General features: G+C 41.0%; 22 protein-coding genes. 14 read left to right on the forward strand and 8 right to left on the reverse strand.

Annotated elements, in window-relative coordinates:
• Window positions 1-133: 133 nt before the first annotated feature.
• Genes PSF27_RS03920 through fepB form a run of 3 tightly spaced genes read right to left on the reverse strand, consistent with a single transcriptional unit; the run spans window position 134 to window position 3142 of the window.
• The gene (locus PSF27_RS03920; RefSeq protein WP_241016838.1) at window positions 134-1174 is read right to left on the reverse strand and encodes a FecCD family ABC transporter permease; all 1041 of its coding nucleotides are present in this window, start codon (window positions 1172-1174) and stop codon (window positions 134-136) included.
• Complete coding sequence (locus tag PSF27_RS03925) at window positions 1171-2217, reverse strand: FecCD family ABC transporter permease (protein ID WP_272680893.1); 1047 nt, start codon at window positions 2215-2217, stop codon at window positions 1171-1173. Before PSF27_RS03925 ends, PSF27_RS03920 begins: the two co-directional genes overlap by 4 nt.
• Window positions 2180-3142: a Fe2+-enterobactin ABC transporter substrate-binding protein gene (gene fepB / locus PSF27_RS03930; RefSeq protein WP_272680894.1), complete on the reverse strand. Its 963-nt coding sequence runs from the start codon at window positions 3140-3142 to the stop codon at window positions 2180-2182. The genes PSF27_RS03925 and fepB overlap by 38 nt, the downstream gene beginning before the upstream one ends.
• 116 nt (window positions 3143-3258) lie before the next feature.
• Here fepB and PSF27_RS03935 point away from each other — a divergent pair, with 116 nt between their 5' ends.
• A complete protein-coding gene (locus PSF27_RS03935) occupies window positions 3259-4566 on the forward strand; it encodes an NtaA/DmoA family FMN-dependent monooxygenase (protein ID WP_272680895.1) in 1308 nt (435 codons plus the stop codon).
• A 37-nt stretch (window positions 4567-4603) separates the two neighbouring features.
• On the opposite strand, the gene pdxK is transcribed toward PSF27_RS03935, so the two are convergent.
• Window positions 4604-5452 (reverse strand): pyridoxine/pyridoxal/pyridoxamine kinase, encoded by an 849-nt coding sequence (pdxK, locus tag PSF27_RS03940; RefSeq protein WP_272680896.1) that lies wholly within the window; start codon window positions 5450-5452, stop codon window positions 4604-4606.
• Window positions 5453-6085: 633 nt separating this feature from the next.
• Here pdxK and mdtJ point away from each other — a divergent pair.
• Together mdtJ and mdtI are read left to right on the forward strand one after the other, a co-directional pair.
• On the forward strand, window positions 6086-6514 hold the full coding sequence (gene mdtJ / locus PSF27_RS03945) for a multidrug/spermidine efflux SMR transporter subunit MdtJ (protein ID WP_206084191.1): 429 nt from the start codon (window positions 6086-6088) through the stop codon (window positions 6512-6514).
• Window position 6515: 1 nt separating this feature from the next.
• A complete protein-coding gene (gene mdtI / locus PSF27_RS03950) occupies window positions 6516-6848 on the forward strand; it encodes a multidrug/spermidine efflux SMR transporter subunit MdtI (RefSeq protein ID WP_206084192.1) in 333 nt (110 codons plus the stop codon).
• Between the two features lie 217 nt (window positions 6849-7065).
• Here the strand turns inward: mdtI and PSF27_RS03955 are convergent, their stop codons facing one another.
• Window positions 7066-7413 (reverse strand): RidA family protein, encoded by a 348-nt coding sequence (locus PSF27_RS03955; protein ID WP_206084193.1) that lies wholly within the window; start codon window positions 7411-7413, stop codon window positions 7066-7068.
• A gap of 151 nt (window positions 7414-7564) precedes the next feature.
• On the opposite strand from PSF27_RS03955, the gene PSF27_RS03960 reads away from it, so the two are divergent.
• The 10 genes from PSF27_RS03960 to PSF27_RS04005 all read left to right on the forward strand — a co-directional run bounded on the left by PSF27_RS03960 (window position 7565) and on the right by PSF27_RS04005 (window position 21976).
• Complete coding sequence (locus PSF27_RS03960) at window positions 7565-9487, forward strand: ATP-dependent DNA helicase (RefSeq protein WP_272680897.1); 1923 nt, start codon at window positions 7565-7567, stop codon at window positions 9485-9487.
• Window positions 9488-9575: 88 nt separating this feature from the next.
• On the forward strand, window positions 9576-10274 hold the full coding sequence (tsaB, locus tag PSF27_RS03965; protein ID WP_272538470.1) for a tRNA (adenosine(37)-N6)-threonylcarbamoyltransferase complex dimerization subunit type 1 TsaB: 699 nt from the start codon (window positions 9576-9578) through the stop codon (window positions 10272-10274).
• A gap of 214 nt (window positions 10275-10488) precedes the next feature.
• On the forward strand, window positions 10489-11085 hold the full coding sequence (locus PSF27_RS03970; RefSeq protein ID WP_206084196.1) for a Slp family lipoprotein: 597 nt from the start codon (window positions 10489-10491) through the stop codon (window positions 11083-11085).
• A 175-nt stretch (window positions 11086-11260) separates the two neighbouring features.
• On the forward strand, window positions 11261-12136 hold the full coding sequence (locus PSF27_RS03975) for an SDR family oxidoreductase (RefSeq protein WP_272680898.1): 876 nt from the start codon (window positions 11261-11263) through the stop codon (window positions 12134-12136).
• A gap of 393 nt (window positions 12137-12529) precedes the next feature.
• Window positions 12530-14218 (forward strand): long-chain-fatty-acid--CoA ligase FadD, encoded by a 1689-nt coding sequence (gene fadD, locus PSF27_RS03980; protein ID WP_206084198.1) that lies wholly within the window; start codon window positions 12530-12532, stop codon window positions 14216-14218.
• Between the two features lie 91 nt (window positions 14219-14309).
• A complete protein-coding gene (gene rnd / locus PSF27_RS03985) occupies window positions 14310-15431 on the forward strand; it encodes a ribonuclease D (protein WP_272680899.1) in 1122 nt (373 codons plus the stop codon).
• Window positions 15432-15865: 434 nt separating this feature from the next.
• Complete coding sequence (locus tag PSF27_RS03990) at window positions 15866-16606, forward strand: Slam-dependent surface lipoprotein (protein ID WP_272680900.1); 741 nt, start codon at window positions 15866-15868, stop codon at window positions 16604-16606.
• A gap of 89 nt (window positions 16607-16695) precedes the next feature.
• Window positions 16696-18108 (forward strand): porin family protein, encoded by a 1413-nt coding sequence (locus PSF27_RS03995; protein WP_272680901.1) that lies wholly within the window; start codon window positions 16696-16698, stop codon window positions 18106-18108.
• 18 nt (window positions 18109-18126) lie between these two features.
• The gene (locus PSF27_RS04000; RefSeq protein WP_272680902.1) at window positions 18127-21126 is read left to right on the forward strand and encodes a TonB-dependent receptor domain-containing protein; all 3000 of its coding nucleotides are present in this window, start codon (window positions 18127-18129) and stop codon (window positions 21124-21126) included.
• A gap of 67 nt (window positions 21127-21193) precedes the next feature.
• The gene (locus PSF27_RS04005) at window positions 21194-21976 is read left to right on the forward strand and encodes an energy transducer TonB (protein ID WP_272680903.1); all 783 of its coding nucleotides are present in this window, start codon (window positions 21194-21196) and stop codon (window positions 21974-21976) included.
• Window positions 21977-22120: 144 nt separating this feature from the next.
• Here the strand turns inward: PSF27_RS04005 and minE are convergent, their stop codons facing one another.
• Genes minE through minC form a run of 3 tightly spaced genes read right to left on the reverse strand, consistent with a single transcriptional unit; the run spans window position 22121 to window position 23949 of the window.
• Entirely contained in the window at window positions 22121-22405 is a 285-nt protein-coding gene (minE, locus tag PSF27_RS04010; RefSeq protein WP_206084203.1) for a cell division topological specificity factor MinE, read from the reverse strand.
• 3 nt (window positions 22406-22408) lie between these two features.
• Window positions 22409-23224 (reverse strand): septum site-determining protein MinD, encoded by an 816-nt coding sequence (minD, locus tag PSF27_RS04015; protein ID WP_206084204.1) that lies wholly within the window; start codon window positions 23222-23224, stop codon window positions 22409-22411.
• A gap of 23 nt (window positions 23225-23247) precedes the next feature.
• A complete protein-coding gene (gene minC, locus PSF27_RS04020) occupies window positions 23248-23949 on the reverse strand; it encodes a septum site-determining protein MinC (protein WP_206084205.1) in 702 nt (233 codons plus the stop codon).
• Window positions 23950-24078: 129 nt separating this feature from the next.
• Here minC and PSF27_RS04025 point away from each other — a divergent pair, with 129 nt between their 5' ends.
• Window positions 24079-24348: a YcgL domain-containing protein gene (locus PSF27_RS04025; RefSeq protein ID WP_206084206.1), complete on the forward strand. Its 270-nt coding sequence runs from the start codon at window positions 24079-24081 to the stop codon at window positions 24346-24348.
• The last annotated feature ends 39 nt before the right edge of the window (window positions 24349-24387 follow it).

The following is a 24387-nucleotide window of genomic DNA, read 5'->3' on the forward strand; positions in this document are numbered from 1 at the left end:
CAGTGACGAAAAATGAACTATTACCATTCCTAATAGCCCATTGAAATAGAAATAAAATTACGTAGTTTATTATTGTTAGTTTTATTATATATAATGATTATCATTACATAAACATAATAATAATCATTAATATTTAAAGATGTGAGCTGCGTGTTAGTAACCAAAGCAAATATAACCCTCCAATGATCCCAGTCATTAATCCAACGGGTAGGGTTAAACCAAAAGGGAGTTGCTGAGAAAGGGTATCTGCACAAATTAGCAGCACAGCGCCCATCAAGGCAGAACCGATAATAGGCAGTTGGCCTGAGTGGCTTAAACGGACAATAAGTTGAGGGGCAGCTAAGGCAACAAAGGCAATTGGACCTGCACAGGCCGTAGCTAATGAGGCGAGCAGGACAGCACTGAAAATCATCATCCATCTTACCCGTGCGACATTGACACCAAGTTGCTGTGCCATATCATCACCCATTTCCATTAATGTGAGTGATTTTGCGTGTACCATAATGAAAGGTAACAAAATCAATAGGCCGATAAAAACAGGGTAAACATGTAGCCATGTGCGTGCATTTAACGAGCCAGCAAGCCACAGATTCGCAATCGTGGCATTATCAATATTGCCTTTCACTAATAATAACGCATTAAAAGCATGCAATATTGCCCCGACACCAATACCGGTTAGGATCAGTGTATAGCCTGACATCTTTCCCTGTTTTAGGGATAAAACATAGACGACTAAAGCAGTGGTTAATCCGCCAAAGATAGTTGAAAAGGCAATGGCAGGGACGCTGCCATTGAAAATGATAATTTGTAACAATGCGCCCGTTGCAGCCCCTGTTGTGAAGCCAATAACGTCGGGTGAACCTAAAACATTACGTGATATAGATTGAAATATCGCCCCGGAAACCCCAAGTGCAGCACCGACGCCGATAGCGGTTAATAACCTAGGTAAGCGAATATCCATGACGATTTTTTGTTGGATGGTGCCCTGTTCTTCACCCATTAAAATATTAATCAGGTTTGGTAACGCAATAGAGAATTTGCCTGTTGTGACCGCCCAAAATGAAAGCATAGTTATGATCAACAGTAATAAACCACATATCACCGTGTCTCTGGTGGAAATTACCCAAGAATAGCGGCGAAAATGCAGGGTTTTGAAGTTATTTTTGTTTTTCATAGCGTAATAATCCGCCAGCGTCTAACCAGATAAATAAAGAAAGGCCCGCCAATTAAAGAGATCATGATACCAGCACTGATTTCCCCAAGTGTGCCAATGATTCGGCCAGTACAATCGGCAATGAGCAGAATGGTCGCACCGAGTAACATTGACATTGGCAATATACGTCGGTAGTCACTACCAACCAGAGAGCGAGCAAAGTGAGGCGCAGTCAGTCCCAAAAAACTAATTGGCCCAACGGCAGCCGTTGCGCTCCCAGCGAGTAATACGATGGCAACGGCAGAAAGAAGCCAGACTCGGTTTTGGTTTGCGCCAAGAGAATGGCTTAGGTCATTACCTAAAATGACCACATCCAATGCTCTCGTCAGGGATAAGGCAATCGCACAACCTATCAAAACCAGACCGCTGATCGGAAAAAGGACATCAAAACCCCGACCTTGCAATGAACCGACAACCCAGTGGCGAAATTGGTCAAATACCTGTTCATCACTATTTACGGTCACCATGTGCGTGATAGCGAGCAAAACAATCGAGAGAGCAACACCGGACAACACCATCCGAATGGGGTTCAAGCCTTGGCGGACTCCGGCTAAAAGATACACAATTACGCCTGCGATACCCGCACCCAGTAGACCGAACCACATATAAATTGTCACATCGGTGATACCTGTGAATGCGATAACCAGAACGATAGCAACCATTGCCCCTGCGTTAATGCCAAACAGGCCCGGATCAGCTAAAGGGTTACGTGTTATTGCTTGCATTAGTGTCCCCGCGGCACCAAGAGCAATACCAATGACAATCGCAAGTAAGGTTCTAGGAAAACGCAGGTAGCGAACTAACAAGTGTTCACTACTTGTGTTATCAAACTGAGTGAAAGATTGCCAAGTCGTTGAAATAGCAACAGAACGGCTACCAACACCAAGGCTAATAATGGCAAAAGTGACTAATAATAAGCAGCAAATAACCACTGGCCATTTTAGGGAAGTTCGCGTTAATGGCATATCAGGACTCATGCTTTTTAAAACGCGCAACAATGTCATTAATTATTTCTTGCGCACTGTAATAATCAACACGGAATGAATTTGCACCTAGGCCATAAACTTGCTTATTTTTGACTGCATTGAGATTGGCGAGGATCGGGTCTGCCATAAAGTTTTGCGCTTCTTTATCGGTTCCACGTAATAAAAAAGTGGTTGGCGCATTCAGTTGGGTCAGGTGCTCATATTGTGCCCAAACAAAGTCAGAGACAGGTTTATCTTTCGGCTGCCATTCAGAAGGCGCACTTTCAATGCTAAACCCAAGTTGCTGCAGTAAGATGGCGTGAGGACTAGTTTTTAGTGAAACGGGGTTAACTGTTCCGGGGCCAAAATAGGCAATAATATTTGCTTCGCCATCAGGAAGCTGTAATTGGCTTTTACTTTCTTCGATAAATTTATCGAAACCCTCTAAGAGGTCGGTGGCGGCTTTTTCTTGCCCTGTAGCTTGCCCTAATTGCAGGGCCAGACTCTCCCAACCTTGTTTGCCATAATCTAATACAATCGTTGGTGCAATTTGTTGAAACTGTGAAACTTGTGGGTAAACAGTATCACCGCCATTTATGGACACGACAATTAAATCAGGTGCGACAGCATAGGCCATTTCCAAGTCCACACTGCCAGCAGACCATAACTTTTCAACGCCTTTTTGTTTTGCAATAGCGTCCCATTGTGCAAAAAATTGCCCGTTTGCCGTGGTGGAGCTAGCTATCACTGGCGCATCAATGGCGAGCAATGTACCAGTGATTGAAACAGAGGCGGATAAAATACGCGTTGGTTTACTTTTTATTTCGACCATAGAACCATCCACACTGGTAAAGGTTCTAGGCCATGACTGGCTATCAGCGCCGACAAGGGCGGTTGCCGAAACGATGCTTGAAACACTCAGGGTAGAGAATAGTGTGATAGCGCAGACAAATGTTTTCAACATGGCAGTTTTCCAAACAAAACAGGCTGTTATTAATAGATTAAATATTGTTGTTAATGATAATCATAACCAATATCATTAACAACAAGTATTGAAGTGATCATTAAGGGAAAATGCGAGTGAGAACACAAAAAACGATTTGTATTGGCCTATCACTGTCACCAACTTGGGTAAGTACGCAAAGTGCCAAACAAGATCCTAACCAACGAGAAGCTATTCTGAACCCCAGTTATTATATTGCGCTATCCAAACGCGCAGAGGCGGCAAAACTGGATTTTTTATTTCGACCAGATGCCCAGTTTTTGAATATCGATAAAGGAAACCAAGCCCCAGCTTTTGGCGGAATAGACCCATCTTTATTGATAGCATCAATTGCGCATGCAACAAATCACATTGGTTTTGTTTCCACGATTTCGGCCTTATTTTACCCACCTTATATTGCTGCGAGACAGTTACAGTCTCTAAACTGGATAACTAATGGTCGAGTAGGTTGGAATATTGTCACTGCGCTCAAAGGTCAGCAAAATTTTGGCTTGAAAACGTTACCGGATTCAGAGGAGCGCTATGAAATTGCCAAAGAATTTACGGCTGTTGTTGAAGCTCTATGGGCAAGCCATCCCAATAGCCAACCAGATCAATATCAATCCAGTGAAAGTCGCTACAGCGGTTCATCTATCCAACAAATTAACCACCAAGGGCGCTATTTTAATGTGGAAGGCCCACTGAATATTCCTGCTAATTCGCAGCCTATTCCCTATTTTCAAGCGGGAGCATCACCTGCAGGGCGTGATTTTGCCGCTGCTGTTGCGGATGGTATTTTTGCCGCCACACCGGATATTGACTGTGCAATAGAATTTTATCAGGACATTCAGCGCCGTGTTGTAAGTGCAGGGCGGGAACCTAATGCGGTTAAGGTATTACCAGGTTTGAGTTTTTATTTAGCCGACAGTCGGGAAGAAGCTTATCGTTTGTTTGAACAAACTCACGCCAATGCGGACTCACGAACTAAATTCCGTTATATAGAATCATTAATTAATTTAGACCTAAGCCAGCTACCAATTGACACCGTGATCACGCCCGAAATGTTACCTGAAGGTACCGAAGCGCCATATAGCCAAACGCATGCTCAGTTATTAAGGCGTTATATTTGCCAGCACCAACCTACGATCCAAATGCTGTTATCCGCTCCAGAGGTCAATGGCTCTTCACATTGGCGGGTGATTGGTACGGTGAGTGATTTAGTTGATGAAATTGAGAGGTGGACAGACAAACAAGCTTGCGATGGTTTTATCGCTTTGCCGTGTGGTTCAGAACAATCATTAACGTTATTTCTCGAACAAGTGGTCCCTAAATTAGTCGAAAAAGGGATATTCAGGGCAAATTACCAACAACAAACGTTATGGGAGCGCTTACAAAGTGTCGGGTGATGAAACCAATAGGCCTCAGATGAGGCCTACTCGATCATTACAACACGAGTTCACTGCGGCCAGTAGCAGCCATGTGGATAATCGCTTGTTCTATGCGTAAGCAGGCCATTTTTGCGGCGTCAGGAACGGATAACCCAGCTAATAGCTGCGCTGTAAGTTCTGCACCAAACAAATCACCCGTCCCTTTTGGTGTGACAGGGTAACGTTTGTGGCGGATCACTGCGACATCCCCTTTGGTGACACAAACGACCTCAATATTATCTTCATCGGGTTGGAAAGCACTGGTGATGATTACCCATTGTGTGTTCCCTTGCAATAAACTACGTGCAGCGGCTATTGCATCATCCAAGGTATCAACGTGTTTGCCACTTAAGGTTATGAGTTCGAATTTATTTGGAATAATCCCTGTCGCTAAAGGGATAACGTGATCACGATAAACTTCGGCAATTTCAGGGGGAATATAAAACCCGCTATCCTCATCGCCCATCACAGGGTCAACAATAACTGGCAGGTTTGGGAACGTTTCACGAACGCGAGCTAGCCAGTTAGCTAAGTCTTGTGCTTTCTCTGGTGAGCCCAAGTAGCCTGTTAAAATGGCCCTAACGGAATCTAAACTGCCGCGTTCAACAAAGCCGTTTAAATAGCCACGAAACCATTCACTGGGTAATTCGCCGCCATAACAAGTGGCATAATGAGGGGTATTGCTAAGAACAACAGTTGGAACCGCCGCGACGCGCAACCCTTGTTTTGTCAGTGCAGGGACGGCGATGCTGTTACCGACACTGCCATAAATCACTTGTGATTGAATGGATACAACATCATAAGGTAATGGTGTTGAATCCACGGCATTTTGAAAACTGTTAGAGGTAAGACTAAAGGTGCTCATGACGCTCTCTTAGATGTATGTCAATCATATAGCTACTATAAGAAGCTTGTTCAACTAGGTTGTCAATGTTAAAGATCAAATAGCACGGTGATGTAGTAATGAGAGAAGAAAAAGTGGTGAAATTATAATTTTTCATCAAAAAATTTCGATGGGAAATTTACCACAAACGCTTGGTTATTCGCCTGCTAGTCATTAATTCAAGGGTTAATTAGCATATTAATGAATAATTATGCATATTTTTATTCAATACAAAATGTGTTTATATTCATTGACTTAATAAAAATGGCATGCTAAAAATAGTGTGTAATCAACTATCAACATGAGGGTTCGGAGTAAATTGGGTGGATGTCCGCCTGATGAAAAGAATAAGATATCATGCTTAGCTCAACTAGCGGCAAGATCAGCAAGTCCCAAAAAAGAACGACACACAGGCTTTTCCTTTCAGCTATCCTTTCCAGTGAACACTACTGGTGTGGTGCATTATAGCGTCTCTCTCGATTATTCATTTCGCTGAATAAATTCAGCATCGTATTGTTTTTATTTGAATTTTCAACAACTGCGTTAACGCTTTTTGTTTGCATGATCTGTACAAAAAACAGGCTATGACGCGGCTGTACATAGAGAGATATTATAATGATTTATTGGATATTTTTAATATTAGCTATCGTAACTGAAGTTATTGGTACCTTATCAATGAAGCACGCCAGTGTGAGCGGCGATTTCACTGGCATGGTGGTCATGTATGTGATGATAGCCACTTCTTACATTCTTCTCGCCATCGCAGTGAAAAAAGTTGCATTAGGTGTTGCCTACGCTCTTTGGGAAGGTATCGGTATTTTGTTCATTACCACTTTTAGTGTTATGTGGTTTGGTGAAACATTATCACCTATGAAAATAGGTGGGTTGGTATTATTGATCACTGGTATTGGCCTGATTAAATCAGGAACCAAAAAAGCGACAGTTCGTGGATCGGCTCAAAAAGTAAAACAGGCCACTCAACATGCGGTCAACGCAGCTAAATCAAGTGCCTTAGTTGGACGCGAAGCTAAGTCGGAGGCGTAATATGGCCAGTCATTTTGAATGGTGGCATGCAGCGTTTTTGATCTTAGCGGTGATATTGGAAATTATAGCGAATATCTTGTTAAAAATGTCGAATGGCTTTAAACGATATTGGCTAGGGATACTCTCGCTGTTGGCCGTACTTGGGGCATTTAGCTCTCTTGCACAAGCAGTAAAAGGTATCGAGCTATCCATCGCTTATGCGCTCTGGGGAGCTTTCGGGATCATCGCGACAGTAGCAGCAGGGTGGATACTGTTTAATCAACGCCTGAATTATAAAGGCTGGGGTGGAATAGTGTTACTGTTGTTAGGAATGGTGTTGATTAAGATGTCTTAATGCGCGTCATATTTTGTGTTGTAGCATTGTTGGCTGCTCTTGCTAACCCAAGTCACATACTATTATATGCTCCTTGGGATTAGCGCGATTGCCGCTTAGCGACACCACAAACTATTTAGCGCATGAATGTGTGTAAATGTATCGCTGTTCGCACGGCGGATCTAACAAAAAAGGGCTAACCAAAAATGGTAGCCCTTTTTTCTATGAAGAAATTGACTTAGTCAATTGCCGCAACAACTTTGATTTCAACCTTGTACTCGGGTTTCATCAACAGAGCTTGAACAGTGCAACGAACGGGGGCGCTACCTGCAACAACCCATGCGTCCCATGCTTGGTTCATACCCGCAAAATCGGCTTTATCCGCTAGGAAAATAGTGGCATCTAGAATTTTACTTTTATCAGAGCCGACACGCTCTAACATCACATCAATCGCGGCAAGTGTGTTAGCGGTTTGAGCGATAATATCGGCATCCAAATTTTCGGGAACACTGGTGTAATAAATCACATTATTGTGAATAACAGCTTCCGACCAACGATTATCGGGGTCAATACGTTTAATAGTCATAATTATTCCTTATTATTTATTCTGTTCAAGAATAACAGCTTGCGAGCGGGATGAAAATCGCTTGATCACTGAAACTACAATTAGAACAGCACAGAGCCATAACTCATGGTAAAGTGAGCGTCTTATTTTTGCTAATGAATAGGTTTCTGTAGTGCGCGACGACTTTTCCTCTGACGGCTTTTTGGCTAAAACAATTTCAGGCTTTCAACCTCGCGCTGCACAAGTGACAATGTCTAATGCAGTCACTGAAGCTATTGAACAACAACAGGTTTTAGTTGCAGAAGCAGGGACTGGAACAGGGAAAACGTACGCGTATTTAGTGCCTGCGCTAAGAAGTGGCAAAAAAGTGATTGTTTCTACGGGCTCAAAAGCACTGCAAGACCAACTTTATCATCGTGACCTGCCAACCATTATTAATGCCATGAATTACACTGGGCGTACGGCTTTACTTAAAGGGCGCTCGAACTACTTGTGTTTAGAACGATTAGACCAGCAATCATTAGGTGGCGGGAGTTTAGAACCTGAAATTCTATCAGCCGTTGTGCGATTACGCAGTTGGTCTATCGAATCTGAGCTAGGTGATACCAGTACTTGCCATGACATTGCAGAAGACAGCCCTGTATGGCCTTTAGTGACTAGCACCAATGATAACTGCCTTGGCAGTGACTGCCCGCGTTATCAAGAATGCTTTGTGTTAAAAGCGCGTCGTAAAGCCTTAGAGGCGGATGTTGTGGTCGTTAACCATCACCTGTTTATGGCTGATCGCGTTGTTAAAGACACAGGTTTTGGCGAGTTGATCCCAGAAGCTGAAGTAATGATTTTCGACGAAGCCCACCAAATTCCTGATATTGCTAGTCAATATTTTGGCCAGCAGCTGAGTAGCCGCCAATTACTCGACCTTGCTCGCGATATGATAATGGCCTATCGCACGGAACTAAAAGACCAGGTTCAACTGCAAAAAAGTGCCGATAGGCTTACACAGAGTACTTTAGATTTCCGTTTAAATCTGGGGGAAAACAGTTTCCGTGGAAATCTGCGTGATTTGTTAAAGTTAAATGAAGTCCAACGAGCTCTAACACTACTCGATGATTCCTTGGAACTTTGCTATGAAGTAATCAAAACCTCGCTAGGACGTTCCCAAAGTTTAGACTCTATCTTTGAACGTGTTACCGTTTATCGTAATCGTTTGAATCGATTAAAAGATGTCACAATTCCAGGTTACAGTTATTGGTTTGAAAGTTATGGGCGTCACTTTTTATTGGCGTTAACGCCACTTACCGTTGCAGATAAATTCAGCGAAATGATAGCGGGTACGCCAGCGAGCTGGGTATTTACCTCTGCCACGCTGTCTGTGAATGAAAAATTGAGCCACTTTACTGACCGTTTAGGGCTCACTAAAGCGAAAACGTTGTTGTTAGCCAGCCCCTTTGATTACGAAAGCCAAACGATGTTGTGTGTCCCGCGTTTTTTACCTGAACCAAATCAACGGGGAATTGCACAGAAACTAGCAACAATGTTGCGGCCACTTATCGAGAAAAATCAGGGGCGCTGTTTTTTCCTCTGTACGTCTCACTTAATGATGCGAGAGCTGGCTGAGGAATTTAAAGCCTCGTTGACTTTGCCCGTTATGGTGCAAGGCGAGAGCAGTAAAAACAAACTACTTGCACAGTTTATTGCGGCAGGCAATGCAGTCTTAGTCGCAACGAGTAGCTTCTGGGAAGGTGTCGATGTGCGCGGCGATGAGTTAACCTGTGTGATTATCGATAAACTGCCTTTTACTGCGCCTGATGACCCACTTTTAAGAGCTCGTATTGAGGATTGTGAGCTAAGAGGTGGTGATCCGTTTGCGGATGTGCAGTTACCAGATGCGGTGATCACGTTAAAACAAGGGGTGGGGCGTTTAATTCGTGATACCAGTGACTACGGTGTGATAGTGATTTGTGATAATCGCTTAGTAACGCGCCCTTATGGTGAAGTGTTTTTGCGTAGCTTACCGCCTTCGCCACGAACACGCAGTCTAACCAAAGCGATAAATTTTCTAGCAGAAAAAAGTGTGCTAGCAGCCGAGAAATAACTGTGTTTTTCTGCGAACCTATCGGCGGTTTATGCTACTATAAGCCGCATCTTTCAATTGAAATCTGTTAATTTGCCGGAGTTTAGGCATGTCGAGTCGTATTCTTGCTGTCGATACAGCAACTGAAGCCTGTTCCGTCGCACTATTATGTGGTGACGATATTATCTCACGTTTTGCTATTTCGCCTCGTGAACACACGCAAAAAGTTTTACCAATGGTAGAAGAAGTGTTAACTGAAGCGGGAGTCACTCTTAATCAACTGGATGCGTTAGCTTTTGGTCGCGGGCCAGGAAGTTTTACTGGAGTACGTATTGGGGTAGGTATCGCTCAAGGCTTAGCATTAGGGGCTGATTTACCAATGATTGGCGTGTCATCATTGATGGCGTTGGCGCAAGGTGTATTCCGCACAACCCGTCAATCAAACGTGCTGGTGGCGATAGATGCCCGTATGTCTGAAATCTATTGCGCGCAATATTCACGTACTGCTGAAGGTGTTTGGCAAGGCGAAGAAACGGAAGCTGTCTTATTACCTGATGATTTTAAACGTAAGTTTGCAGGTATTTCAGGGCAATGGAGTTATGCAGGCACAGGCTGGGATGCATATCCATCCTTACTCAGTGGTGATGAACCCATTAAGAACAGCCAAATAACATTGCCTGATGCTCAAGACATGTTACCGATTGCAGCACAATTATGGCTTCAAGGTAAAACTATTGCGGTTGAAAATGTGGAACCGACCTATTTGCGTAATGAAGTGACGTGGAAAAAACTGCCAGGTCGTGAATGAGTCTAACAACGACATGATCAAAATAATAGGCTATTTTTTAACAGATAGCCTTTTTTAATGCATAAAAAACACATCGAATCATTCATAAAGATAGGTTATGATTAATAAGTATCCTATTTATATCTATCCAATTTAACATATCGTGTCTTCTTTGCTACAGACTATTTTAAACCGTATGACCTGAATTTATACTGTTGCTAATCGGAGGTAGTCTATGAACATTGAATTGAACTGCCGTAATGTACTGAAAGGCCTTTTTGTTGCCAGTGTATTAACACTAACTGGGTGCGTTTCTATACCTGCATCAATCCAAGGGTCAGTTCAAAACCCCGCTGATAGCTTAACATCCATTCAAAATGCCCCTGAAATGTATATTGGTCAGGAAGCACGCTTTGGCGGTAAAGTCCTCGCAGTAGCGAATGAGCCTACACGGACACGTTTAGAAATTGCGGTGATGGCACTGAGCAAATACGATGCAGCACCAGAACTCAATGCGCCTTCAGTTGGGCGTATCTATGCCTATATTAACGGTTTTCGTGAGCCAAGTGACTTTACGAACCGCTATGTCACTGTTGTTGGGAAAGTGACGGGAGAACAGCAAGGGAAAGTTGGGCAAGTTCCTTATAAATATGTCACCCTTGATGTTACAGGTTTTCAACGCTGGAATGTCGCGCAAAGTGTGATGATCCCGCCATCAGGCCCATGGGGTTATGGTTATTATGGCGATCCGTACTACTATAACCACCCATGGGGTTATGGTTACGGCTACCCAGGTGGCCCCGCACAAGTCCATACTTATCTTACTGAATAACCAAGATATTCCCAAAGCTGGCATAGGGGTACAATATGCCAGCTTAATTCCCCCTTCAGGAAAAATAATAATAACGATGTGATAAATATAGTTGTTATTGTTGGCATTTCAGGTTTTCTCTTCAATAATGCACTTTATTTGTGGGAGAAAGATCTGTGTGTCCGCGGGAGAGAAAATGCAAAAAGTCTTCGTTGCTGGCGCAACAGGGTACTTAGGCCAGTACCTTGTTTGTGAATTGAAGCGCCAAGGGTATTGGGTTAGAGCATTAGTGAGAAATACAGGTCAGGTAAATTTAGTGACGGCAGCGGATGATATCGTTGTAGGTCAAGTGACTGAGCCGACAACATTGATAAATGTGGCTGAAGGGATGGATATTGTGATCAGCACCGTAGGCATAACAAGGCAAAAAGACGGTATGACCTACATGGATGTGGACTACCAAGGTAATTCAAATCTGTTACGAGAAGCTGAGCGTTCCGCAGTTCAACATTTCGTTTATGTGTCTGCCATTGATGGTGACAAATATCAGGATTTAAAAATCTTCCAAGCAAAAGAGCGATTTGTGAATGAGCTAAAACGTTCACCAATCGCGTCGACGGTTATTCGACCAAATGGTTACTTCAGTGATATGTGCGATTTCCTTAACATGGCAGCATCAGGGCGCATATACTTGTTTGGTGATGGTAAGGTTAAAATTAACCCAATATCTGGTAAGGATTTGGCCAAATTTATTGTCAGCGGACTATCTCAACCGCAAAATACGCTCTCTGTTGGGGGACCAGAAATCCTCTCATTGAATGAAATAAGCCAAATAGCGGCTCAAGCACTAAACCGAGAGATTAAAATCAAGTATTTGCCTGATTGGATACGAAAAGCCACTATTCTACTTGCTAGACGATTAACAAGTCAGAAAACATACGGTCCCATCGAGTTCTTTTTGACCTTTATGGGGGAAAATCATATAGGCCAACAAGTGGGCTCAGACCGGCTGAGTGATTTTTATCAAGAAGAAGCGAAGAAATTGCCCAGCCGTAAGAAAAAGAATGCATGATCCCTTTCGTGTATTATTTGTTTGGTGTTATCTATCGATTAGCATTAGATATAAATACGTAAAAAATGATTCAAGTAATATTTTATTCCTTATTCACTTATAATTCTGCGCTTACAAGCTGAATTGATTGCAGTATTTTCTGAACACACCTCCAAAATTTGCCAATATCAGTGTATAATTAGGCATAACTTATGCAGATTTACATCTGATTAACGAAATTTAAGAAAGCAGGGCGGCGTATGTCGCCTTGTTTTTTCTTGAAGGAACAAAATTTATTTAGTGATAGACCTCTCAACCTTGACATTGTCTGTTTTTCAAACTGGTACAATGAGTTAATAATTTGTTAAAAGAGATGTTGGGTATAATAACTTCACTAAATTTAGGAGCAACATTTTGGAAAAAATCTGGCTAAAAAATTACCCTGCTGATGTGCCGGAAGAAATCAATCCTGATCGCTTCGCTTCTTTAGCAGAGTTACTGGAAAACGCAGTTTCCCAATATGCCGATCAGCCTGCATTCATTAATATGGGGGCAGTGATGACGTATCGGAAATTAGAAGAAAGAAGCCGCGCTTTTGCTGCCTACTTACAAAATGGGCTTGGTCTTAAAAAGGGTGACCGCGTTGCCTTAATGATGCCTAACTTATTACAATACCCAATTGCTTTATTTGGAATATTGCGTGCGGGTATGGTTGTTGTGAATGTTAATCCACTCTATACCCCTAGGGAGTTAGAACACCAGCTTAATGATAGCGGCACAACTGCGATTGTGATTGTCTCGAACTTTGCCTCTACTCTTGAAAAGATCGTTTATAACACCAAAGTTAAACACGTGATTTTAACCCGTATGGGGGATCAACTTTCACGGCCGAAAGCGACGATTGTAGATTTTGTCGTTAAATACGTAAAACGCTTAGTACCAAAATACAATTTACCCGATGCCATCTCGTTCCGTCGTGCTATGCATTACGGTTATCGGATGCAATATATTAAACCCAATATTGCAGGCAGTGATTTAGCCTTCTTGCAATATACTGGGGGGACTACCGGGGTGGCTAAAGGGGCGATGCTAACTCATCGCAATATGTTAGCAAATCTAGAACAAGCAAGAGCGGCGTATGGTCCTGTATTGAAATTTGGCGCGGAATTCGTGGTGACTGCATTACCGCTGTACCATGTTTTTGCTCTTACAGTAAATTGCTTGCTTTTCATCAATGTGGGTGGAGTTAATTTATTAATCACCAACCCGCGGGACGTGCCTGATACAGTCAAACAGCTTGGTCGTTATCCCATCACATCAATTACTGGGGTTAATACACTCTTTAATGCTTGGATCCATAATGAAGAGTTTCAAAAGTTGGACTTCTCGCGCTTAAGATTATCGGTCGGCGGTGGAATGCCAGTGCAAAAGGCTGTGGCTGAAAAATGGCAAAAGCTGACAGGTAAACATCTTCTTGAGGGTTATGGCTTAACAGAATGTTCTCCGCTAGTTACGGGGAATCCATATAATCTCACGGCATATAGTGGTAGTATTGGCTTACCCGTTCCATCCACGGATGTGAAATTTCTTAATGATGAAGGTCAAGAGGTTCCGCTGGGTGAGCCTGGCGAAATGTGGGTAAAAGGCCCTCAGGTGATGAAAGGTTATTGGAATCGTCCTGACTCTACCGCTGAGGCGATAATTGATGGCTGGATAGCCACGGGCGACATCGCAGAAATGGATAGTGAAGGTTATATCCGCATTGTTGATCGTAAAAAAGATATGATCATCGTGTCGGGTTTTAATGTTTATCCAAATGAAATTGAAGATGTTATTGCAACTCACCCTGACGTCATTGAATGTGCGGCGATTGGCGTACCAAGTGAAAGCACAGGGGAAGCAGTGAAAGTTTTCGTTGTCACGAAAAATGCGAATTTGACGGGGGATGAACTAAAAACATTTTGCCGTCGTTCATTAACGGCGTATAAAGTCCCTAAAATATTTGAGTTTCGTGATGAATTGCCTAAATCAAACGTTGGGAAAATTCTCCGTAAAGATTTGCGCGATGAAGAAAAATTGAAAAGAAATAAGTCACCTGCTTAAAAGTGATTTAGAATGTATAAACATAACGAATAGATGGCGCCGGTTTATACCGGCGTCTCTGTAATGAAAATAGAAAAAAGAGAAACTTGTTTTGAATTATCGTTTAGTGACCACAGATAGCGAACTAGCCCAAATATGCCAAGACGCCAGTGATGCACCCTGGCTTGCATTGGATACCGAGTTTGTTCGTACAAGAACATATTATCCTCAATTAGGTTTGCTACAGCTGTATGATGGGAAGCAAGTTTCATTGATTGACCCACTCTCAATATCTGATTTCAGCCCTTTTAAAGCGCTGTTAACGGATCCAAATCAGCTTAAATTCTTGCACGCAGGGAGTGAAGACCTTGAAGTGTTTATGCATGATTTCGACTGCGTACCCGAACCGATGATTGATACCCAAGTGGTTGCAGCTTTTCTGGGCTATCCAATTTCATGTGGGTTTGCTTCATTGGTTGCAGAACATCTTGGCATTGAGCTGGACAAAAGTGAATCACGGACAGATTGGTTAGCGCGGCCGCTAAGTGAGAAACAATGTGACTATGCAACCGCGGATGTGCTGTATTTACTGCCATTAGCTGAAATTCTTATGCAGAAGGTCACGGAGTCAGGGTATTTAGAAGATGCTAAAGACGAATGCCAGCGTGTGGTTGCCCGTCGCCAAAAACTGCTGAAACCCGAAAGAGCCTACTTAAACATTCACAATGCGTGCCAGTTACGTGATGAGCAACTGGCATGCTTGCAATTACTTGCCGATTGGCGTTTGAACCAAGCTAAAGCACGGGATATGGCGATTAATTTTGTCGTAAAAGAAGAACATCTGTGGAAAGTTGCACGTTTCCTACCAACCACTCTTGGCGAGCTAGATAGCCTTGGTTTGACAGGACAAGAGATTCGTTGTCACGGTAAGCGTTTGCTAAGCATAGTTGAGCAAGCTAAGAAGCTTGATCCAAGCCTATACCCAACACCAGTGGCGAATATTACCGAACAAAGCCAATATAAAAATGTCTTTAAAGAAATTAAAGCAGTAGTTAAAGATATCGCTGAAAATGAAAAGTTTAATGCAGAGCTATTAGCATCGAGGCGACAAATAAATCAGCTACTATCTATTCATTGGGGAATTAAATCTTCCTCCACGCCACCTGAATTATTGACAGGCTGGCGCGGTCGATTACTGGCAGAGCCCATAGCTAAATTACTAGCAAGCGTATAGCGTATCAAGGTACAAGAAGGGCGCTTCTTGTACCTAATCATTAGAATAACCAAGTCTATTTTACTCAACTTTATTTTTATGTTTATTATTCCTCAATGAGCTTGTAAAAACACCACCGCATTTACTCATAAATATAATCATTCCATTTTCATCTAATAATTGTAATTACTCTTAAAAATTCAATTAACACTTTATTTAAGCCTCAACAAATAAAGTTACGCGTTGTAGGGCTATTGATTAACCCACTAAAAATAAAAAGATTATTTTGCTTTATGGCCTAATAATATAATTTTGAATTATATCCCCCGCATTTGTAAATGAAAATCATTTTTATATACTGAATCTTGAATATTAAAGGAAAGAATAATCTTTTATTTAATGTGTTTTTTAACCGCGTTATTTAATTCACACTTCAGTTGAAAAAGGATTCACAAATGAAGAAATTATCATTAATTACCGCCGCTGTATCTTTCTCTGTATTTTCTGTTGGTGTTATGGCTGAAACAGAATCAAAGCAAAGCTTAAGTTACGAATTTAATGAAACAAATATTATTGTCGGGAAAACTCAATCAACTATGGGGCCTCATGCTGGCAGTATTGGCGCACCGGGTATCGGCTCTCGCTTTATGAGAGAAGGCAAAACAATTTCATTTTCAGGCTTAAAAAACTTAGTAACGCAAAAGCCAGATAACGTTTATATTTTGGAAAGCGGCGGTAGTCCACATGGCAGAATGGGCAAATTCCAATTTAGCCAGGTTGCAGATGCCGAGGTATATTTTGGTGACTGGTCACAAACTGGTTTAGCGGATGATGCAATGCACACGGTTTATTTCTCCGGTGCGAATGCAACAACAGAAGTCCCAACCAGTGGCCAAGCGACTTATACCATAGCAGGTGTTAACCAGTTTGCGGGTGAAGCAAAACAGACAGGTTGGTTTAATGCTAATTTTGCGGATAAGTCATATACAGGTGCATTAGAAGGAACGAATAACCACTCCATGATGGGGGCCATTGAAGAAGATGGTAAATTTAGCGGTACTGCCATTGCCAATGAAACACATCATGGTAACAGCATGGGACAATTCTTTGGTGATAATGCAGAACAAGTGGCCGGTATTCTTTCTTATGACAACAATCGTGAATTAGATACGGCATTTGGTGGCCAGAAAGACTAATAATTACTGAAAATATAATTGGATAAAAAAAAGTAGGCAAAAGTAATTTTGTCTACTTTTTATTTTATCGAACAAATGGTGATTTCTTTATGTTAGCTTTTAATAAAAAAATATTTTCAATATGTATTATTTTATTGTTGCTCACTTTTCAATTTACTGCATTTGCAGAGCCAAAATTAAAAGAGGAACTTATTGGTATTTTAAATAGTTATAATAATAAAGAATATAAATTAGGAATAAATAATGTGAAAAATAGCAAAAAAAGCATCGACGAACTTGGTTTTATTCTTTATGATCTGGTTCATAAACACGAATTCGAAAAAATAGATGCTATTATCAATGGTTATATTAGTCATCAAAAACATGACAAAGAACTAGTAAAGTATATTTATTCTGTAAAGGCAATTTCAAAGAAAAAATATAGTGATGCTATTAAGCTATATAATGAAATTTTGGCTCAAAAACCTAATATGTTGCTAGTTGAATTAAAGCTCGCACGAGCATTGCTTTATGTTAAACATTATGAGTCGGCACTATCTTTATACCAAAGCGTACAAAATAAATACGGGGATAAAATATCAGGAAAACTCGCGGGTTATATTAATCGTCAAATAATAGATTTAAAAAATAAAAATCATTGGCAAGGCACTATTAAACTTGGTTCGAGTTATGATTTTAATTTAAATGAAGCATCAAACAGCCGAGAAACACACTGTTTTCATGGTAAGTGTATGAATAGTACCAACCAATCTATCGCTGGTGGAAAATGGCATTATTATATTAAATCAGCAAAGCGTTTTCCTCTCGTGGGTAACCATTCAGGGTTATTATCATTGGGCGCGGTTGGGGTAGAACCGATGAAAACAGTCACGGTTAGAAAAATGAATATATTTGTTAGCGGGGGTTATCAATATGAGGACGCTAACGCCAAAGTCCGTATACAGCCTACAGTTGAGGCGAAGTGGCATGATAACCAATATTATAATTTAAGCCTAGGGGGGAAAATAGCGACAGAGTATACGCTAAATCACCAGGTGAGCTTTTTAGGTGATATCGATTATAAAAATAAAACTTACCCTCACGAGTATAGTTTCAATGATGGTGATAAATGGGTTTATTCAATTGTTGGTACCTATTTAATCAACCCTCGGCTAATCGCTTTTGGGGGCATTCATGGCGCCAATAGGGAAAAACAACGCAATAGTGATAGCTATTCACAGTATGGGGTCAGAGTTGGTTTTTTAAAAGTCACTGAATTGTGTGATTTACTTGTTGTGCTAGGTTACAAGCAAACAAATTTCAAACAGTTTGATGCATTTTTAAATGTAAAAAGAAAAGACCACAATGGATATTTAAATACCCAAATGACCTTTGATAATAACAAAGTATTAAGTTTTACGCCTTCAGTTTATTTCAATAGCCAAGTGAATAAAAGTAAGGCGGATATTATTTATTCTTTTAAGCAAAGTGAAGTCGGTGTCAATTTCACCAAGAAATTTTAATTTTCACCGGAACAAATAATGAAAATAAAAACTGTGATAGCCATTAATATCGCGACAGGGTTATCTATTGGTAGTATTACACACTTAGTCTATGCACAACAAAGCGAAAACATCGGCTCTATTGTGGTAAATGATAAAGCGACCACTATCAAAGAGCGTGATAGAAAAGGGGCAGATGACCAATATGATAAAGACGAATCGAATATTTACATCAGTAAAGAAGAAATCGAACGCTATAAAGGCACCAACCCTGCAGATACCATAAACCATGCGGTAGGGGTGTACAGCGGTGATGCCCGTAATAGCGGGGCAATAGACCCCAATGTACGAGGGGTACAGGGGCAAGGGCGCGTCCCGGTAACTGTCGATGGCACAGAACAGGCTATCACTGTGTGGCGTGGCTACAACGGGGCGAATAACCGTAATTATATCGACCCAAATATGATTAGCAGCATTAAGGTCATGAAAAGCGCAACGCTAGACCGCGATGTGCGTACCTCCACAGGTGGTGGGGTGGCGATAACGACCCTAGGCATTGATGATGTTGTGGATAAATATGAGAAGTTTGGTTTTGATATTAAGTTAGAAACATCGAGTAACTCCACAAAACCGAGGGTTAATCATTTAAACCACGGTATAGACTATCGCGATGATAAGCGACTATTGAGTACGCTAGACATGCAGAAGTTTCGTGGAATTTATTTTCAAGATCACGAAATGCTTGTTGATGCTCGTAGTAAAGGTAATGCCAATTTCTTTAATCTGCAAGATAACGCAGCGCGCATTGCCATTGGGACACGGCAAGAAAAGTTTGATTTGATGTTGGCATACAGCTACCGCAACCAAGGCAACTATTTTGCAGGGCGCCGTGGGGCGAATAAATTTTATGATGATATTATTACCTATGACCCTAATAACACAAATAAGGCGATAGACCCATATATACCCTTTGTTGCTAGGATTTACGGGCCAAATACAGAGGTGGCAAATACATCAAATGAAATGTCGACATGGCTGGCTAAATTAAATTTGATGCTACCTTATGCACAAGACTTATCCCTTGGTTATATGCATACATCAAGTCACTATGGCGAAATCATGCCATCGCAAATTCGTTATCATGATTTAGAAGGGAAAATTCCGCAATGGCCTTTAGCTAAATTGGCGTTAAATACTTTTTACGCCAATTATTCGTTCAAACCCGAGTCCATTGGTTGGGTTGATTTCCGATTAGGTTATTGGTTGACAAAAACTAATTTAAACACAAATACCGCAGGTGGCCAGCCTAGGGAACCAATGGAAAGGGATTGGAATTATGAATTTGGTCGAGATAAAAATGTGGCTAAAAATCCTGCTATCAATGGCACCTTAGTTGATGGGATTAAATTAAACCAACTTAACGATCGCTATGGTGTTTCATTATCCAATAAGTTTCAAATTACACCTGAATTTAAAGTGATTTTAATGGGAAGCTTAATTGATGAAACCATTGGTAGCCGTGAAGATATTTTTAATTCGGATTCTAGCCCAAAGGGGAACATGTTCCGTGCTATCCCTAGGGAAGGTAAGCGTCGGGAATATAATGGTACTATTCGGTTTGATTGGCAGCCTACTGATTGGTTAAGCCTGAATGCGGGGGCTCAATATATTAGTTACTGGTCAAGAGATTTATTAAAAGAGAGGCGCATCGCGGCCAAAGATGTAAATTATGCACCTTATAGCCATATAATAGCTAAAAAATATAGCTTGTCTCGTATATTAACTTCAGCAGAATATCATCTAATACAAAAATATGTCGATGATAAAGGGCGAACGTTTAATGATTTAAAAAATAATTCACATGCTCAGACTAGGTTAGTTGAAAAAGCACTGTCAATGCCTCCCTCTACTATAATAATGGGGAAAATAGTAACTCCTGATGGAAAAAAGCAAGAATATAGAATTGTAGAGAAGAACCATTTAGCGGAATGGAAAGTAGATGAAAATAATAGGTTTATACGTAAAAACAATCCATTCTATAATGGCGAAATTGATTTAAAAGAAGATGCTATAGACCCCGTAACAGGGTTAATAGCAAAAAAAGTAGCGGTAATAAGTAGTATAAATAATGAAGTGATGGTTGCAGATAAACAAAAATTTAAAGTGCCAAAAAGAAATGAAGAATCGGCTTGGGCGCCAGCGTTAGGAGCAACTATTTACCTAACAGAGAACGACCGAATATTTGGGCGTTATTTAGAAACCGTTAGAATGCCAAGTATCTTTGAAGACACGATTGGTTTTTCGGGAGGAAGAGAGCCGAATTACACGCCACCGGTTTATTTGCCAGAACGCAGCCATACGATAGAACTGGGGTATGTGCGTAATTTCCAAGATCTCGTTGCGGCAGAAAACCATGCCGACTTACGCATAAATTACTATAACACGGTTGTCACAAATGCATTTGATAGGAACTACAGGTTAGTCTTTACGCAGGTTGATAAACATAATACGGCCGGTCTGGAATTATTAGCGCGTTATGATAATGGCTGGGTATTTGGTGACTTAGGGGTTGATTACCGCTTAAAAAATGAAGTTTGCGATGAAGTCTCACTGATGGTTATGGACCCCTATAACAAATTTGGTGGCTCAGAGTGTACAACAGCAGGGTTCCCTGGCGGCTATTTGCGTACCCAATTGCAACCTAAATACAGCATCCATGCCAACCTAGGTTTACGCTTCTTAGATGAACGTTTAGAGGTAGGTAGCCGTATGCGTTATCACAGCAAAGCAAAAAATGAGGATGAAGCGGAAATGATAGATAAATATCCATACTCATATGCGCCATTAAACAATGACCCGATGAGTTGGAATGCTGTTTTTACCGCGGATGCTTATGTGAATTATCAGTTTAATAAAGACCTATCCCTTGAATTATTAGCCACAAATTTATTTGATGAATATTACATTGACCCATTAACCCGCAGTATGATGCCGGCCCCAGGTAGAACGATACGCTTCAATGTAGCTAGTCGCTTCTAAAAGGGATCCCCCTTCGTTGATGTAGTTATGTTGTGGCATTAACGAAGGGGCTATTAGGGATATTAAAATGATTACTTTACGTTTTAATTTTAAACTTGCAGTTATGGTTTCGCTATTATTTCATTTTGGTATTGTTTTTTATTGTTTAAGTGCAGAGAAAACACGTTTCGCACAAATTTATACGCCAATAAAAGCGGCGATAATCTCTTTTGCACTGACGCAAAATGTAATTGAAAAGCAAATAAATGATGTCACATTACATAATGAGTTAACAGGTGGATTGCTCTCAGAACCACAACAAAATGAAAATGCTGTAATTAAAGTTGCGAATAAAAAAAGCACGCACAGTGATGAAAATAAAGTTTCAGCAACTCAGAAAAAAAACATCGAGAAAAAAGATGAAAAACAACCAAATAAAAAGGTTATTAAGCAGCAAAAAGAACAGCAACAAAAAAGTGAAAAAAACGATGATGTAAAACAAGAGCAACAAGCAGGGCAAAATAACACGTTCTCTGATGCCGCAGGCGAACAGGGGGCACAAAATACGAGGGCGGTTGGGGACAGTATAAGTGCGAGTCACCAATCTTATATTGATAAATTACTCCGTGAAATAGAGCGCCATAAACGTTATCCCAGAAAAGCGAGAAATACCAATATTCAAGGAACGGTAGAGGTGAGTTTTACGCTAACGCCATTGGGGGAGATAACCAAGGTAAGTATTACTAAGTCCTCTATGCATGCTCAACTCGACCAAGCAGCGTTAACGGCAATAGCGAAGAGCAGTTCTGTTGGTATACCGCCAGAAGGCTTTAAAAAACAGGTTACATTAGCAATTAAATTCAAGCTATAAATTGCCGAACCGTGGTGGTTTTCAACCTGAAAAGATGACTAATATTTGTGGCAAAGGTGAGCCTGAGCCTATTGTTATATATTGCTAATAAACTATTGGTAATAAAAAGCAAGCCGCCATACAACATAGCGGCTTCTTTGCGAATTATTTTTCTGTTGTAGTCGTTTTAATTTCGTCACCTTCTGGTAGCGTAACGTTTAACTCAAGAACAGAAATATCATCGTCTTTTTGTTCAAATTGTACTGATAACATCTCAGGATCAACTTGGACATACTTGCAGATAACCTGCAAAATATCGCGTTTCATATCAGCAAGGTATGCGGGTTCGCTATCACCACGGCGGCGTTCCGCAACGATGATTTGTAATCGCTCTTTTGCGATATTCGCTGTCGTCTTTTTTCTCGACAGAAAGAAATCCAATAAAGCCATTATTTACCCCCCAAATAGGCGTTTTAAGAAGCCTTTTTTCTCTTCTTCAATGAAACGGATAGGGCGATCTTCACCTAAAATACGCGCGACACAGTCATCGTAAGCTTGGCCTGCTTCAGACTCTTTATCTAAAATAACAGGTTCACCTTGGTTAGATGAGCGCAAAACAGATTGATCTTCTGGAATAACCCCAATCAATGGAATGCAAAGGATTTCCAGCACATCTTCCATACTTAACATATCACCGCGGGTCACCCGCCCTGGGTTATAACGGGTCAGTAGAAGGTGTTCTTTTATTGGGTCTTGGCCTTTTTCTGCACGACGTGATTTAGAGGCTAAAATACCTAAAATGCGGTCTGAGTCACGAACTGAAGACACTTCTGGGTTGGTCGTAATAATGGCTTCGTCAGCAAAATACAGCGCCATTAATGCACCACTTTCAATACCTGCAGGTGAATCGCAGACAATAAAATCAAAACCAAGATTATCACCGAGCTCATCAAGAATCTTTTCCACGCCTTCACGGGTTAATGCGTCTTTATCACGCGTTTGTGAGGCAGGTAAAATAAACAGATTTTCGGTACGTTTGTCTTTAATTAAGGCTTGATTTAGCGTTGCATCACCTTGGATAACGTTGACGAAGTCATAGACAACTCGACGTTCACACCCCATGATGAGGTCAAGGTTACGTAGACCGATATCGAAATCGATTACGACAGTTTTTTTCCCTTTTTGTGCTAGGCCAGTTGCTATGGCCGCGCTTGAAGTGGTTTTACCAACACCACCTTTACCAGAAGTCACTACAATTATGCGTGCCATGAATAATTCCTTGTAAATAAGGTCTAATTTAAATATTCGATGTTAAGTTTGTTATCAACTAAACGAAGTTTAGCTGCTTTGGCGAGAAATTCAGCAGGGATTTGATCGCTCAGCCAATATTCACCTGCAATAGAGACTAACTCTGCTTGCAAATGCGTACAATAAATCTGACTTTCAATATCACCAGAAGCACCTGCTAAGGCACGACCGCGCATCACACCATATATATGAATATTACCATCTGCTAACAGTTCTGCACCTGCACTTACATTACTTGTGACGATAAGATCACTATTTGGTGCGTAAATACGTTGCCCAGAACGAACAGGGGTATTGATAATTCGAGTCTTACGATAAACGGGCTCATTTTGTACCGCGGCAACACTTGCCTCAGCCTGAATTTCAACAGGTTTCTGGCTTTTACCTTCACTTAATATTGGTAAGCCTGCTTCATTGGCTTTTTGGCGCAATAAAGGGTCTGTACACCCACTAACTCCAACAATACGTAACCCCGCAGAAACCACAGATTTATGTATGCTGTATAAATCTGCATGTGCAGTTAATTCCGCAATATTGATGACAACAGGGGCATTTTTAAAGAAATCAGGAGCCTGACTTACTTTTTCTTGCAGCGCTTTTTTGATGAGTTTAGGCTCTTCACTGTATAAGTGAATAACTGAAAGAGTAAAACTGCTGCCTTTAAGTTCTATTGGCGATTGTGGCATCTATCTAGACTCAGCAAATTAAAATTTCCGAAACAATCCTCGGGTGAAGATATTCTGTAAAACAATAGCATGTTATAGTTACTACATTCTTCAAGCAAGCTAATGAACTAAGAAAAAGAGTTAAATATAATGATTTGTGCAATTTATAGAAGCCCTAAGCGTGAACAAACCTATCTTTATGTTGAAAAGAAAGATGATTTTTCACGCGTTCCTGAAGAGTTATTAGCCCAATTTGGAACACCTCAATTTGCTATGGTGATTGCGTTAGACAAGCGTGAAAAGCTTGCTAATGCTGATTTATCACGAGTTAAGGCTGACTTACAAGAAGTTGGTTATTACTTACAATTTCCGCCTCCAGTGGAGGATCTGCTTTCAGAACATAAAGAGCTTAATATTTAAAGTAATTTAAGAAAAACCTGAAAAGCTTTGTGTGCTCTG

The organism is Providencia sp. PROV129 (assembly GCF_028482245.1).
GTDB lineage: Bacteria > Pseudomonadota > Gammaproteobacteria > Enterobacterales > Enterobacteriaceae > Providencia > Providencia vermicola.

What these genes read in the sequence shown, in the direction of transcription:
- PSF27_RS03920 (WP_241016838.1), bottom strand. Translation starts at nt 1,174, where the DNA reads ATGAAAAACAAAAATAACTTCAAAACCCTGCATTTTCGCCGCTATTCT.
- PSF27_RS03925 (WP_272680893.1), bottom strand. Translation starts at nt 2,217, where the DNA reads ATGACATTGTTGCGCGTTTTAAAAAGCATGAGTCCTGATATGCCATTA.
- fepB (WP_272680894.1), bottom strand. Translation starts at nt 3,142, where the DNA reads ATGTTGAAAACATTTGTCTGCGCTATCACACTATTCTCTACCCTGAGT.
- pdxK (WP_272680896.1), bottom strand. Translation starts at nt 5,452, where the DNA reads ATGAGCACCTTTAGTCTTACCTCTAACAGTTTTCAAAATGCCGTGGAT.
- mdtJ (WP_206084191.1), top strand. Translation starts at nt 6,086, where the DNA reads ATGATTTATTGGATATTTTTAATATTAGCTATCGTAACTGAAGTTATT.
- mdtI (WP_206084192.1), top strand. Translation starts at nt 6,516, where the DNA reads ATGGCCAGTCATTTTGAATGGTGGCATGCAGCGTTTTTGATCTTAGCG.
- PSF27_RS03955 (WP_206084193.1), bottom strand. Translation starts at nt 7,413, where the DNA reads ATGACTATTAAACGTATTGACCCCGATAATCGTTGGTCGGAAGCTGTT.
- tsaB (WP_272538470.1), top strand. Translation starts at nt 9,576, where the DNA reads ATGTCGAGTCGTATTCTTGCTGTCGATACAGCAACTGAAGCCTGTTCC.
- PSF27_RS03970 (WP_206084196.1), top strand. Translation starts at nt 10,489, where the DNA reads ATGAACATTGAATTGAACTGCCGTAATGTACTGAAAGGCCTTTTTGTT.
- PSF27_RS03975 (WP_272680898.1), top strand. Translation starts at nt 11,261, where the DNA reads ATGCAAAAAGTCTTCGTTGCTGGCGCAACAGGGTACTTAGGCCAGTAC.
- PSF27_RS03990 (WP_272680900.1), top strand. Translation starts at nt 15,866, where the DNA reads ATGAAGAAATTATCATTAATTACCGCCGCTGTATCTTTCTCTGTATTT.
- PSF27_RS03995 (WP_272680901.1), top strand. Translation starts at nt 16,696, where the DNA reads ATGTTAGCTTTTAATAAAAAAATATTTTCAATATGTATTATTTTATTG.
- PSF27_RS04000 (WP_272680902.1), top strand. Translation starts at nt 18,127, where the DNA reads ATGAAAATAAAAACTGTGATAGCCATTAATATCGCGACAGGGTTATCT.
- PSF27_RS04005 (WP_272680903.1), top strand. Translation starts at nt 21,194, where the DNA reads ATGATTACTTTACGTTTTAATTTTAAACTTGCAGTTATGGTTTCGCTA.
- minE (WP_206084203.1), bottom strand. Translation starts at nt 22,405, where the DNA reads ATGGCTTTATTGGATTTCTTTCTGTCGAGAAAAAAGACGACAGCGAAT.
- minD (WP_206084204.1), bottom strand. Translation starts at nt 23,224, where the DNA reads ATGGCACGCATAATTGTAGTGACTTCTGGTAAAGGTGGTGTTGGTAAA.
- minC (WP_206084205.1), bottom strand. Translation starts at nt 23,949, where the DNA reads ATGCCACAATCGCCAATAGAACTTAAAGGCAGCAGTTTTACTCTTTCA.
- PSF27_RS04025 (WP_206084206.1), top strand. Translation starts at nt 24,079, where the DNA reads ATGATTTGTGCAATTTATAGAAGCCCTAAGCGTGAACAAACCTATCTT.